The sequence below is a fragment of the Embleya scabrispora genome (assembly GCF_002024165.1).
GTDB lineage: Bacteria > Actinomycetota > Actinomycetes > Streptomycetales > Streptomycetaceae > Embleya > Embleya scabrispora_A.
Genome location: NZ_MWQN01000003.1, coordinates 427,500 through 440,650 on the forward strand (window position 1 = coordinate 427,500; position 13,151 = coordinate 440,650).

9 protein-coding genes are annotated in these 13,151 nt (G+C 71.8%); 4 read left to right on the plus strand and 5 right to left on the minus strand.

The window, feature by feature from the left end:
* Positions 1-48: 48 nt before the first annotated feature.
* The 3 genes from B4N89_RS37620 to B4N89_RS37630 all read left to right on the plus strand — a co-directional run bounded on the left by B4N89_RS37620 (position 49) and on the right by B4N89_RS37630 (position 4,375).
* Positions 49-2,442 (plus strand): MMPL family transporter, encoded by a 2,394-nt coding sequence (locus B4N89_RS37620; protein ID WP_101897476.1) that lies wholly within the window; start codon positions 49-51, stop codon positions 2,440-2,442.
* Between the two features lie 219 nt (positions 2,443-2,661).
* Positions 2,662-3,456 carry a thioesterase II family protein gene (locus tag B4N89_RS37625; protein ID WP_143658225.1) on the plus strand — a complete coding sequence of 265 codons (795 nt, stop codon included), beginning with the start codon at positions 2,662-2,664 and terminating at the stop codon, positions 3,454-3,456.
* A 55-nt stretch (positions 3,457-3,511) separates the two neighbouring features.
* The gene (locus B4N89_RS37630) at positions 3,512-4,375 is read left to right on the plus strand and encodes an SDR family NAD(P)-dependent oxidoreductase (RefSeq protein WP_078981045.1); all 864 of its coding nucleotides are present in this window, start codon (positions 3,512-3,514) and stop codon (positions 4,373-4,375) included.
* A gap of 84 nt (positions 4,376-4,459) precedes the next feature.
* Here B4N89_RS37630 and B4N89_RS37635 read toward each other — a convergent pair whose 3' ends face one another.
* The 5 genes from B4N89_RS37635 to B4N89_RS37650 form a co-directional block, all read right to left on the minus strand.
* Positions 4,460-5,200: an NIPSNAP family protein gene (locus B4N89_RS37635; RefSeq protein ID WP_078981046.1), complete on the minus strand. Its 741-nt coding sequence runs from the start codon at positions 5,198-5,200 to the stop codon at positions 4,460-4,462.
* 129 nt (positions 5,201-5,329) lie between these two features.
* Positions 5,330-5,581, minus strand: coding sequence for a hypothetical protein (locus tag B4N89_RS37640; RefSeq protein ID WP_078981047.1), 252 nt, complete (start codon positions 5,579-5,581; stop codon positions 5,330-5,332).
* 170 nt (positions 5,582-5,751) lie between these two features.
* Positions 5,752-9,420 carry a carboxyl transferase domain-containing protein gene (locus B4N89_RS37645; protein WP_235619184.1) on the minus strand — a complete coding sequence of 1,223 codons (3,669 nt, stop codon included), beginning with the start codon at positions 9,418-9,420 and terminating at the stop codon, positions 5,752-5,754.
* Entirely contained in the window at positions 9,417-11,276 is a 1,860-nt protein-coding gene (locus B4N89_RS52070) for an acetyl-CoA carboxylase biotin carboxylase subunit (RefSeq protein ID WP_235619185.1), read from the minus strand. The genes B4N89_RS37645 and B4N89_RS52070 overlap by 4 nt, the downstream gene beginning before the upstream one ends.
* A gap of 341 nt (positions 11,277-11,617) precedes the next feature.
* A complete protein-coding gene (locus B4N89_RS37650) occupies positions 11,618-12,496 on the minus strand; it encodes an SDR family NAD(P)-dependent oxidoreductase (RefSeq protein ID WP_078981048.1) in 879 nt (292 codons plus the stop codon).
* 321 nt (positions 12,497-12,817) lie between these two features.
* Here B4N89_RS37650 and B4N89_RS37655 point away from each other — a divergent pair, with 321 nt between their 5' ends.
* Positions 12,818-13,150, plus strand: coding sequence for an acyl carrier protein (locus B4N89_RS37655; protein WP_235619254.1), 333 nt, complete (start codon positions 12,818-12,820; stop codon positions 13,148-13,150).
* Position 13,151 lies beyond the last annotated feature (1 nt).

Sequence of the window (13,151 nt, forward strand, 5' to 3'; positions counted from 1 at the left end):
GGCGTCCTCGCCCATCGCACAGACGACGTCGTCCTGGGAGGACACACAATGCTCGACACCATCCCGGTCCCACCTCCCGAACACGAGACGCCGGACCCGCCCGGCGACCCGCTCGGCCGCCTCGCCGGGCTGTGCGTACGGCACCGCCGCCCGCTCCTGGCCGGCGCGCTGATCGTCCTGCTCCTGGCCGCCGCCGTGGTCGCCGGCGCCAAGGACCGCTGGGCCAACGGCGGTTTCACCGCGACGGGGACCCGGGCCGCAGAGGCCGAGCGGGTCGCCGCCCGCTACGGGGCCGACGCCGCGGACCTGGTGTTCTACATCCGCGCCGACAAGCCGGTGGACGACGCCGAAGTCGCCGAGGCGGGCCGCCGGATCACCGCGCTGGTCGCCGGCCGCCCGGGCGTGAACGCGGCGCAGTCCTACTGGACCACCGGCTCCTCCCTGTTGCGCTCGCGCGACGGCGAGGGCGCGTTGATCCGCGTCGACCTGGCCGGGAGCGAACGCGACGGCGCGGTCGCCTCGCGCGCCCTGGTGCCCGCGGTGCGCAAGGCCGCCGCCGGTCTGCGGGTCGATGCCACCGGACCCGCGTGGTTGAACGCGCAGGCCACCGACGAGTCCGAACGCGACCTCGAACGCGGGGAGTTGCTGGCGGCGCCGCTGACCATGATCATCCTGCTGCTCGCGTTCGGCTCACTGACGGCGGCGGCAATCCCCCTCGCCGTCGGCGCGGTCTCCGTGGCCGGCGCCCTGGCCGTGCTGGCGACACTGACCCTCACGATGCCGATCACCGTGTTCGCGATCAACATCTGCGCGGCACTGGGCTTCGCCCTCTCCGTCGACTACGCCCTGTTCATCGTGACCCGCTATCGCGAGGAACTCTCCCGGGGCGTCGAGTCGCGCCGGGCCATCGCGCTGAGCATGGCCACCGCCGGGCGGGCCGTGCTGTTCTCCGCCGCGACGGTGGCGCTGTGTCTGTCCGCGCTGTTCGTCTTCCCGCTGGAACTGCTGCGCTCGTTGGCGTGGGCATCGATCCTGGTGGTGGGCATCTCGTCGCTGACGTCCCTGCTCGTACTGCCCGCGCTGCTGGCCGTGTTGGGGCCGCGTCTGGATCGACTGGACCCCTTCCGCCGCTTCCGGCGCGGGCGCGGACGGGTGGGCGGCGGCAGTCCCGTCTGGCGTCGCATCGCCACGCTCGCCACCGCCCGGCCGCTCCTGTGCGGTGGCACCGCCGCGGCCCTTCTTCTGGCCCTGGCGCTGCCCTTCCTGCACGCGCGGTTCGCCACCATCGACGAGAAGATCCTGCCGGCGAGTTCCGAACCACACCGCACCGCACAGCTGTTGCGCGGCGACTTCGCCGACCCGCCGGACCGGATCATCCCGGTGATCCTGCCCCGAGCGAACGCGGCGACCGACGCGCCGGCGATCGACGCCTACGCCCGACGGTTGTCCGCACTGCCCCACGTCGCGCACGTACTCGCCGACACCGGCGACTACCGCGCGGGACTCCCGGTCCGGACAGCGGAGTCGGCACCGAAGCCGGAGGAGACCGCCGCCGACGGTACGACGCGCGTCGACGTACGCCCGGCCGCGCCGCCGGAGCCGTCCCGCCCGGCCGTCGTGGGCAGTGTGCTGCGCGTGGTCGGCACCGCCGACAGCCAGTCGCCCGACACGGTCGCGCTCGTACACCGGTTGCGCACCCTGCCCGCCCCGCAGCCCCACCTGGTCGCGGGCAAGGCGGCCGAGTTGACCGACACCAAGCATGCCCTGCGCGACGCACTGCCCTACGGCGCCGCGATCATGCTGCTCGGCACCCTGGTCATGCTCTTCCTGTTCACCCGCAGCGTCCTGGTGCCGATCAAGGCGGTCGTCATGGGCCTGCTCAGCATGACCGCGAGCCTGGGGGCCATCGTCTACGTCTTCCAGGACGGTCATCTGCGATCGCTGGTCGGTCACTTCACCACCGACGGCACGCTGGAGACCACGATGCCGCTGCTGACCCTGGCCGTCGCCTTCGGCATCTCCGTGGACTACGAGGTCTTCCTCCTCGCCCGCATCAAGGAGGAGTTCGTACGCACCGGCGACAACACCCGGTCGATCGTCTTCGGAATCGAGCACACGGGTCGACTCTTCACCGCCGCGGCGCTGATCGTCGCCGCCACCATGGTCGCGCTGACCATGTCCCACGTCACCATGCTCAAAACGGTCGGGGTCGGCCTCGCGGTCGCGGTCGTGGTGGACGCCACCGTCGTGCGCGGCGTCCTGGTCCCCGCCCTGATGCGGCTCACCGGCCGGGCCAACTGGTGGGCGCCCTCGTGGTCGTTGCCCCGCCGCCCCCGCGACACCGGCGCGAAGTTGCCCGACGCCCGCACCGAGGCCCGCCCCGAACTCGTCGGTCAGGCAGCCGACTCCGCCGCCGACGGGGGCGACCGACCCGCCGGCTGACCGCCCTCTCGGGTGCCGGGTCGAAACGGCAAATCGTCCGACCCACAAGGCTGTTCGGATATCACGTGCCGAAACCCGCGCCATTACCCGTTCGGGCGATCGTGTTTCCGGCCGGGCTCCCCCGAGGGCATAGAGTCTCCGCGATCGGCCGGCATTCGCCGAACGCAACCCACCCCCGCCTTTTCGCGTAGTTCGCGTAGGACGAATCGAGAATCGCCTGTGGAATCCATCTGCCGCCCGCTCGGCACTCGCTCTCCGCGCCCGGACCTGGTCACCTATACACCCCGACCCCTCGCCCCGGTACGGATGTTCACCATCCCCTACGCGGGCGCGGACGCCACGATGTTCGCGTCGTGGGTGGATTACCTGCCGGATTCGGTCGAGGTGACGGCCGTACGACTTCCCGGTCGCGGCGCACGCACGGGCGAGGTCTCACTCACCGACCCCGCCCAGTTGAGCGCGATGGTCGCGGAACTCGTGCTCGAATCCGACGACGGCCGGCCGTACGTCTTCTTCGGCCACAGCATCGGCGCGATGATCGCCTTCGACACCGTGCGCGACCTGCGCCGATGCGGCCACACGATGCCGTCGTTGCTGGCCCTGTCGGCCGTGCCGCCGCCGCAGGGCGGCGCGTTCGCGCGCGCGTGCCAGCCGATCCTGATCTCCGACCAGCCCTGGCGGCAACTGGGACTGACCGACCTGCTGCCGCCCGAGGTGTTTCGGGACCAGGGCGCGATGGCGGCCTTCGGACCGGCGATGATGGCCGACCTCCTGCTGGCCCTGCAGCACCGGTACGTCCACGAGGCGCCGTTGGATTGTGTGCTGAGTGTGTTCGGTGCCCGGGACGACACCCTGGTCGCGGTGGAATCCCTGTCGAATTGGCAGGAGCAAACGACGCGGCCGCTGCGACTGCGCACCTATCCCGGCGGCCATCTGTACGTGCACGAGGCATTGCCGAGTCTGTTGACCGATCTCTCCACCGATCTGCGCTCCACCGTCGGCGCCTTCTCCTGAATTACGGAGCCGATGTCCCCTCGTTTCCGTGCAGTCGAGTTTTTGGAGTGAACCCGTGATTCGAGACTACGCAGGACGCGCGTGCACGGTGACGGGAGCCGCCTCCGGAATCGGACAGGCACTCGCGTTCGCCCTCGCCGAACACGGCGCGCGACTGGCCCTCGCCGACATCGACGCGGAGGGCCTGGACGCGACCGCGCGGCGGGCCCGGGAGTTGGGCGCGGAACAGGTACACGCCGACGTGGTCGACGTCGCGCGGCGCGAGCAGGTGCAGGACTGGGCCGACACCACCGCGGAGCGCTTCGGCCAGGTCAACCTGGTGATCAACAACGCCGGGGTGGCGTTGACCGCGAGCGTCGACGAGATGGAGTGGGCCGACTTCGAATGGATCATGGGCATCAACTTCTGGGGCGTGGCCCACGGCACGAAGTCCTTCCTGCCGCACCTGCGCCGTGCCGATCCGGCGCGCGGCGCCCATCTGGTCAACGTCTCCTCCTCGTTCGGGCTGTTCGGCATGCCCCAGCGCAGCGCCTACTCGGCGACCAAGTACGCCGTGCGGGGCTTCTCCGAGTCCGTACGCAACGAACTGCGCCGTGAGGGCAGCACGATCGGGGTGACCACCGCGTACCCCGGCGGGATCAGGACCTCCATCGTGCGCAACTCGCGGGCGGCGCCGGGCACCGACCGGGCCGAGGTCGTGGCGGTGCACGACTCGTTGTCCAAGACCTCGCCGGAGCACGCGGCGCGCGTCATCCTCGGCAGTGTCCGCAAGCGCCGCACTCGCGTGTGCATCGGCCTGGACGCGAAGGTCATGGACCTGGGCACCAGGTTGCTGGGCTCCGCCTTCGAACCGGTCGTACACGCCTCGATCGGACGGGCGCGGGCGAAGGTCGTACGCCAGGCGGCCCCGCTGTCCTGACCCGGCGCAGCCGCACGGCCCGGTGGAAAGACGTCGGCCTGCCCGATCCGATCGGATCGGGCAGGCCGACGTCCGCGTGCGGCGTCAGGCAACGAGCGAGCGGCCCGTGGGGGTCAGTCGGAGCGTGCGGACGGGCGCGACCTGCTCGCGCTCGATGGCCGGCAGGATTTCGGCGCCGGCGACGGGATGGGCCCGCAACTCGGCGACGTGCCGCCGATGCGCGCTCTCGTCGGGGTAGGACGTGAGGACCACGGCGACGTTCTCCCCGGTGCGCACCGGCAGCCCGGGGAACGTGTTGGGGGCGCTCTCGGTACCCAGCACGGCGAGCGGGGCCGGCCCGGTCTCGCGCAACACGGGGACGAGTCGGTCCCGGACCGTCGCGGGGCCCTCGTCCCGGCCGGGCGGGAAGGACCACACGGTGGCGGATACGAATCGGTCCGGCGCCGGCGTACCGAACGCGGCCCGCTCGGACGGGCGCACGGCCGGGCCGCTCCCGGCCGCCAGGGGGCGCAGCAGCAGAACGTCGTCGGAGTCGACCATGGTGGCATTGGCGCGGTGCGCGTGCTCGGCCCAGACGGGGCCGCCGTAGAACGCCGTCAGCGCGTGGAGGCGCGTGTCCATGTCCGGGAATCCGCGCAGCCAGACGAAGCGGTTCGGATCGTCGAGATCACGGAACTGCCCGAGGATGGTCATCCCGGTCGCTTCCTGGGTCTCGACGAGTTCGCGGTCGAACAACGCGATGAGTTCGTCCCGCCGCCCGTTGTGCAGGGTGTACTGGCGGAGCTCGATCACGGGTGGAGCGGCGACGAGTTCGGCTCGGGGCACGGGGACACTCCTGACGGCGCGTGGGACGGGGCCCCGACCCTAACCTCTCGCGCCGACACGTCGCGGTGCCGCGAAGGCGTGCGGTCCGGGCGGCCCGGTGAGCCGCGCCGCCCGGACCACGTACCGACCCTAGGGCCTGCTCCAGCCGCCCCCACCGCCGAACGGGCCCCAGCCGCCGGCTCCGCCGCCGCCGTGCTCGTCACCGCCGCCGTAGCCCCAGCCGCCCAGGCCACCGCCGCCACCCCAACCGCCGTCCTGCGGAACCGACGCCGGCGCCGCGTGGTCGGCGTGCGCCGTCAGGGCGAACGCCGGGCCGGCGGCCACACCGGCCATGAGCAGCGCGGCGGCAACGGTGCCGGAAGCGCGCGTGATCCTACGCATGAGATCCCCTTGTCCTCGAAGAGACCACCTCGCCCGAGGCGGTCGGGTTCATCCTGAACGCGGATGCGCGGGCGGCGGGCACCCGAACCTCCCCGAATAACCCTACAAATGCCGAGACTTCCGGCATTGTCGCTGCTCACCGGGTACGTCGGCAATTTTCGAAACCACCCCTACGGACGCGCCGCGCACTGCTGCATTCGGGCGACCGGTGACGGGGACGGGTCGCCGTCGGTCGAGCCGCGCAACCCGCGCTCGATGGCCTCGATGATCCGAGGACGCAATTCCTCGGCGCGGATGACGGCATCGACCGAGCCGACCTCGACCGCCCGTCGAATATCGTGCACCCGGTCGAACTCCGCCGCCACCTCGCCGAGTTTCTCCGCCCGCACCGACGCGCGAAGCTCGTCGAGCCCCGCCTTGGCCGCGGCGCGTTCCGCGCCGAAGACGGTCGCGACGTGGGCCTCCTGTGCCCGCACCCGCGGGTCGGCGATGGTACGGGCGCGCACATCGCCCGCGAACACCACCGCGGCGGCGGGCGCGCCGCCCAGGACCGAGGCGAACGAACCCTCCAGCGCAAGCACCGTCATATTCGGGTTGAGCGCCTTGGAGAACACCACGAACGCGCCGCCATGGTAGCGCGAGATGACGCAGAACACGATCGACCCGCGGAAGTTCACGACCGCCCGGCCGATCTCCGCGCCGTACTCCAGTTGCAGCTTGCGCATCGACTCGGGCGAGCCGTCGAACCCGGACAGGTTGGCCAGCACCACCAGCGGCCGGTTGCCGGACGCCGCGTTGATCGCCCGCGCGACCTTCTTCGACGACTGCGGGAACAACGTACCGGCGGTGTAGGTGTCGGGGCCGTCGGTGGGCGGGAAACCCAGCCGCGGCACCGACCGCGACTCGATCCCGATCAGGCACACCGGCACACCGCCCAGACGCACGTCCTGTACCGCGGCGGTGTCCGCGTCGGCCATGCCGGCCCAGCGCTCCGACGCGGGGTGGTCCTGGTCGGACAGCGCGCGCATCACGGTGCGGATGTCGAACGGCTTCTTGCGGTCCGGATTGTGCTCCGCGGAGAAGATCTCACCGACGGTGGTGAAGTCGCTGCCCGCCCACGTGTGCGGGAAGTCGCGCACGTCCCGATCGACGGGGTCGCTCGTCGGCGCCCGCCGCGGCATCGCCTCGCCGGACGCCACATGGGTCCGGTCGTAGTGCTCCATCAGCACGTCCCGCGCGGCGCCCAGGTTCGGCGCCCAGTACTGCGCCTGCCCGTTCGGGCCCATCACCCGGTCGTAGCCGCCGATGCCGAAGTTGTCCTCGGCGGAGACGCCGCCGGAGAAGTCCAGCGACTGCTTGCCGGTGAGCACCATCGCGGAGTCGGGGGTCATCACGAGGATGCCCTTGGTGTGCATGAGCATGGTGGCCTCGGCGTTCCAGTACGGCTGCGCGCCGACGTTGATGCCCGCGACCACGATGTTGATCTCGCCGCCGTCCTGGGTGAACGTGACGATCCGCTTGAGCGCGGCGGCCACCCAGTCCATGTTCTCCGTGCCCGACTCCATCGAGATCCGGGCGCCGGAGGACAGCGCGTACCACTCGACCGGCACCCGCATCCGCTCGGCCAGGTCCAGCGCCGCGATCACCCGACGGCACTCCGGCTCGGACAGCGCCCCGAGCGACTTCGTCGGGTCGCCCAGCAGCACGACCCGGTCGATGCCCTGCGGGTGCAGCGCGGTCGGCGTGGTGACCACGCCCGCGACGATCGCCGCCGTGTTGGTGCCCCTCGGTCGGTCGACCGGCGCCAGGACCTGCTCGTCGTCGAGGTCGTACTCGACGAAGTCACCCAGCAGGCGCACCAGTTCGTACGGGTAGACGGTGTTGCGAGCGGCCGCGCGGAGCACCTTGCGCCGGTATTCGTCGATCGGCTCGATCGGCTCGAACGAGCGTTCGTCGACGGTGAGTTCGGTTCCGCCGGAGGCGTCCACGCAGATCCGTACGGCGATCTTGTCCAGGTCACCGGTGCGCCGGTCGCGCATCCGGGCGATGACCAGGAGCTCCTCCAGTCCGGCGCCCTCCGTCGTCGGCAATACGCGGTCGACGAGCGTCTCCAACTCGGCGCGGGTGATCTCGGTCGGCGGCCAGACGTAGATCACGATCCGATTGGTGTCGGTGTACTTGCGCCCGGGGCGCCGCGACTGGGCGCGGCGGATCGAGTCGAGGCACGTGGCGACGACGTTCTCCGCGGTCGGCAGTGCGACCAATCGGCCTTCGTGGTCGCGGAGTTCGGTGAGGTCGCGGACCTGGGCGAAGGCGACGAGGCGGTCGTCGGCGGGGTTCTCCCGGGCCACGCACTGGAAGAGGTAGACCTCCTCGTCCGAGGAGGGCAGCCGGGTGAGGTCGAACTTGCTCAGCCGCTCCAACTGCATGCGCTGCGCGATGTACGGGTGCAGACCCCGGATCAACCGCTCCTCGACCATCCCCGTGTCGGACGGGCGGAACGTGAAGTGGTGGTGCATCACCGCGCCGCCACGACCGGCCACCGTGGTGGTCAGTCGGCGGACCCGATCCGACAGCCGGTGGCCGTCCACGACCTCGTGCAGGGCGGCGGCCATCGCGTCCGGGTCCGCCGGCTGCTTCTCCCACGCGAGATAGATGTCCGCCTCGACCGCGCCCTCCCCGTCCGCGAGTTCCGCGAGCCCGCACAACGCGCCGCCGAGTTCGTCGAACCTGACCGCCGCGGAGACCAGGCGTGTGCCCGCCCGCTCCGCGACCACGAACGCGCAGCCGGCGACCTCGCTGGAACGCACGTCCGCGAGGCCCTTGTTGCCGTAGTACCGGCGGGTCAGCACCTCCAGCATGATCGTGTTGTCCAGGCCGTCGCGGACGAGCCGCCGGCCGAGCAGGCACACCAGCGGTTCGGTGCTGCGCACCATCGACGCGATGCGCTCGGCGCGGTCCGGGGTGTCCGGGTGCGCGTCCAGGTGACGCAGGTGCCGGCGGACGTCGGTGTAGACGCGGGCACGGTTGCGCCGCAACAACGGCTGGGCCAGCCACGCGAACACCAGGCCGCGCGCCAGGTCGGCGACCACCGGGAAGCGCACCTGGGTGGCCGCGACCAGGCGTTCCAAAGCGAGGCCGACCGGCTCGCGCAACGTCGCGTCCGGCGGCGCCTCGCGCAACCACACCCGCAGCAGCGACGAGACCACCGCGGCGTCGGCGGATGCGCGCTGCCGGCCGAGGAAGATCCGGAACACCGCGGCTTCCAGCTCGGCCGAGGGCCCCGCTTCCGTGACGCCGTAGTAGGCGAGAGCCTTGGCCAGCTTGACCCGGAACGCCTCGGGCAGCCCGGCCCGTTCGACATCGAGGCTCTGCAGGTAGGTGTGGAAGTGTTCACGGGCGCTGTGCACGTGCCCCTCACCACCCCCGTCGTCATCCGCCGGGCGGTTGCGGCCCAACTCGGCGAGATCGGTGAACATCTCGACGAGTTCGAGCTCACGGGCCAGCGGCCGTTCGTCGCCGTCCGCCAGAGCCGCCCGGCGCGCGGTGAGGTAGTCGTCGAGCACGCGGCGCTCGTCGTGCGGGTCGACATCGAAGCCCAGCAGCAGGCCGCGCAGGTCCTCCCGGCCGCGTGCGGCGCGCTCCCGGGTCGGGATCGCCTCCGGGGCGGCCGGCAGGTCCAGTTCGACGGACGAGGTGTCCTCGGCTCCGGCGCCGGCCGCGGCGAGCGGTTCCAGACGCAGCAGCGCCGCACCGACGTCGACCTGACTACCCACCGACACGGCGCATTCCTTCAACCGCGCCCGGAACGGTGCGCGCAGCACGGTCTCCATCTTCATGCTCTCCAGCACCAGGACCGGTGCGCCGGCCTCGACCTCGTCGCCGATCGCCAGGGGGTGGCGACGACCAGGGCGGGGGCGGGGGAGCGTACGACGCCGCCCTCGTCGCGGCCGACGCGGTGGGTGACGCCGTCGACCTCGACCAGGTGGGTCGGCCCGTGGGTGGCGGTGAGCAGGCGGTAGCGGGTGCCGTTGACCACGATCTGGCCGGTGTGCCGGTCGAACCGGTCGAGCTCGACATCGGCGGTACGCACCACCCCACCCGCCTCGATGCCGACCCGGAAACGTTGCGGACCCACCCGCGCCACCCGCACGCGGTAGCCCACGCCGCGCAGCTTCAGGTCGAGGGGGCGACCGCTCTCGTGCCGCACCTGCGGCCGGCCACCCGCGGCCGTGGACAACAGCCGCCGGCGTTCGGCGCGCTCCTCCTCCTCGTAGGCCTCGATCGCGGCGGCGGCGAGGGCGACGGCGGAGTGGCGGTGCGAGACGAGGCGGCCCTCGCCGCGTACGCGGTCGATCCAGCCGGTGTCGGCGCTGCCGTCGATCACCTCGGGCTGGTCCAGCAAATCGAGCACGAAGCTCTTGTTCGTGGCGCCGCCCTCGATGATCACCGTGGTCTGCGCCATCGCCCGCCGCAACCGGCCCAACGCCTCCTCGCGGTCGTGACCGTACGCGATGATCTTGGCGATCATCGAGTCGAAGTCGGCGGGGATCGTATCGCCCTCACTCACCCCCGTGTCCACGCGGATGCCGGGTCCGGACGGCAGGTCCAGGCGGGCGATCCGACCCGGCGAGGGCGCGAAGTCGCGGTCCGGGTCCTCCGCGTTCAGCCGGGCCTCGATCGCATGCCCGCGCTCCACGGGCGGCGCGCCGACCAACCGCTCCCCCGCCGCCACCCGCAACTGGGCCTTGACCAGGTCGAATCCGGTGGTGGACTCGGTGATCGGGTGTTCGACCTGGAGGCGGGTGTTGACCTCCAGGAACGCGAACAGTCGGTCGCCGGGGTGGTAGAGGAACTCGACGGTGGCGGCGCCGCGGTAGCCGACGGCGAGTGCCAGACGCTCGGCGGACGTCTTGAGTTCGGCGACCTGGTCCGGGGCCAGGACGGGGGAGGCGGACTCCTCGACGACCTTCTGGTTGCGTCGCTGGATCGAGCAGTCGCGCACGCCCAGCGCCCACGCGGTGCCCTGCCCGTCGGCGATCACCTGGACCTCGACGTGCCGGGCGCCGGTGACCAGACGCTCCAGGAACACCACGCCGCTGCCGAACGCGCGCGCGGCCTCCTGGCTGGTGCGCTCGTACGCGTCGACCAACTCGGCGTCGCCCGTGATCACACGGATGCCGCGCCCGCCGCCGCCGGCGGTGGCCTTGAGCATCAGGGGGTAGCCGATCTCGGCCGCGGCCGCGAGCGCCGCGTCCAGGGTTTCGACGGCGCCGCGGCTCCACGGCGCGACGGGGACGCCGACCTCCTCCGCGATCAGCTTCGAGCCGATCTTGTCGCCGAGTCTGCGCATGGCCTCCGCGCTCGGGCCGACGAAGGCGATGCCCGACTCCCGGCACAACTCGGCGAACGCCGGATCCTCCGCGACGAAACCCCACCCCACCCACGCCGCGTCGGCGCCGGTGGCCACCAACGCCCGCTCCAGGGCCTTCAGGTCCAGATACGGACGCGCCGACGCCGGCCCCAGGTCGTACGACAGATCCGCCTCGCGCACGAAGGTGGCCGTACGGTCGACGTCGGTGTACAGGGCGACGGTCTCGATCCGGGTGCCGGTCTCCGCGGCCAGCTCCCGGACGGCGTGGATGAGCCGCATCGCGGCCTCCCCACGATTGACGATGGCGACACGACTGAACACCCGACCGAACCTCCTGTGGAACCAACGATGTGCGCGCCGCGACGGGGCGGTTCCGGCGGTGACGGCATTTCCGTCCACCGACCGCGGCCGGGTCGCAGACGGGGCAGGCTATCGGGCGCGGCGCACGGGAAATGCTCACGAGCCATCGTGTGCACGCGCCTGACCAGGGCATATCGATGAGAGCCGAGTTCCGGGGCGTGATGATCGCCTGAATGGCGGTCACTCGTTCGGCGCAGTAGCACCCCCCATCGCTCCTCTCGTTGCGCCGAATCGGGCAACTGCGGCCTTGCCGGCTCGCCTTGGCGTCGCTCCGGACGCTCGCCGGATTCCGGAGCAAGCCGTCAGGATCGAGCCCGGCCGTCCTGTCGGCCCTCGACGACGGGTACCTCGCTCGCGCCTTCGTCGCGCGGTGACACCACCCGACCGGCGTCGGGGCCGCCGAGATCGGCCGGGCCGGCGGTGAAGTCCTTGGCGAAGCCGGGGACGGTCAGCGACCGGTACGGGGCGTGACGCAAAAGCCCGGCCAGCACCCGGTAGCGCAGGCTCGGTACGCACACGACCGGCGGACGCCGCCGATGGATGGCCCGTACCGCCTGCTTCGCCACGTAGGCCGATGCGAGCGTGAGCGAGGGGGGCGGTGCGGGAATGCCGGCCCGCGCATGGAACTGCGACGCGGTGTAGCCGAGGACGAGCGCGGTGAGCGCCACGGGCGAGGTGCGGATGTGCCGGGAGTAGGCCAGCGACTGGGTCATGGCCAACTCGTACGACTTGGTCGCGCCGTACGCCGTGCCCTGCCAGGCGGGACCGAGCGCGGCCACCGAGGAGACGACCAGGATCCGGCCGGAGCCGCGCCGGAGCATGTGCGGCAGCGCGGCGTGCACGAGTCGCGACGGGGCGACGACGTTGAGCGCGAGCATGCGCCGCTCGTCCGCCCAGGTCGTGCGGTCGAAGGGCGTGCCCAGGGCGGCGCCGGCGTTGTTGATCAGGATGTCGCTGTCACACGCCGCCTCGGCCACCCGTTCGAGGTCGGCATCGACGGTCAGATCGGCGGGCAACGCGCGGGCCCCGATGCCGTGTTCGTCCGCCAGTTCGGTCGCGAGGCGGTCGAGGGGTTCGGCAGTGCGGGCGACCAGGATCAGATCGTGGCCGCGGGCGGCGAGGGCGCGGGCGAGGTCGGCGCCGAGACCACAACTGGCGCCGGTGACCAGGGCCGTGGACATTACTGCCTCCTTCTCGAAAGTCGGTTAACCGCGGGGACTTCGGAAAAGTCACGCCACGGCGGCGGTCGTGCGTTCGCGACCCTGACGGTTGCGTACTTGCGGGTGAACATCCGGGCGGGCTCCCGGCGCCGTTCTCGGCGCATCACCCCAGGTGGGGGGCCGGTTCGGGGGTGCGGCGGCGGTCGCGCGGGAGTTTTGCGCCCGACCTCGCCACCGATACACAAGATGCTCGATCGCATACCCGATCGGGGTTGCTGAACGGCGACGCGCCGCCGGGTGTGCCCGGTCCGACCGAGCAGGAAGGCATTCCCCGTGTACGCGATGCTGTGTGAGTTGTTGGTCGAGGAGTTCGGCATCGACGCCGCAGATATCGTTCCCGAAGCGACGTTCGCCACGCTGGAGTTGGACTCGCTGTCACTGGCGGAGCTGGCCGTCATCGTCGCGGACCGGACGGACAAGGACTTCCGCGGGCTCGGCAACCTGGACAAGGACACCACGTTGGTCGAGGCCGCCGCGGCGTTCGAGGCCGCCCCGCGCAGCGAGGCGTTCGTTCCGGGGGCTCGCGGCACCGCGGCCTCGTCCGACGCGCCCGGTCCCGCCGGCGCCGCCTCCGGCTCGGCCTCCGCTTCGGGTGCCCCGTCCTCGGAGGGCTGAG

What these genes read in the sequence shown, in the direction of transcription:
- B4N89_RS37620 (WP_101897476.1), top strand. Translation starts at nt 49, where the DNA reads ATGCTCGACACCATCCCGGTCCCACCTCCCGAACACGAGACGCCGGAC.
- B4N89_RS37655 (WP_235619254.1), top strand. Translation starts at nt 12,818, where the DNA reads ATGCTGTGTGAGTTGTTGGTCGAGGAGTTCGGCATCGACGCCGCAGAT.
- B4N89_RS37640 (WP_078981047.1), bottom strand. Translation starts at nt 5,581, where the DNA reads ATGCGTAGGATCACGCGCGCTTCCGGCACCGTTGCCGCCGCGCTGCTC.
- B4N89_RS37650 (WP_078981048.1), bottom strand. Translation starts at nt 12,496, where the DNA reads ATGTCCACGGCCCTGGTCACCGGCGCCAGTTGTGGTCTCGGCGCCGAC.
- B4N89_RS37645 (WP_235619184.1), bottom strand. Translation starts at nt 9,420, where the DNA reads ATGAAGATGGAGACCGTGCTGCGCGCACCGTTCCGGGCGCGGTTGAAG.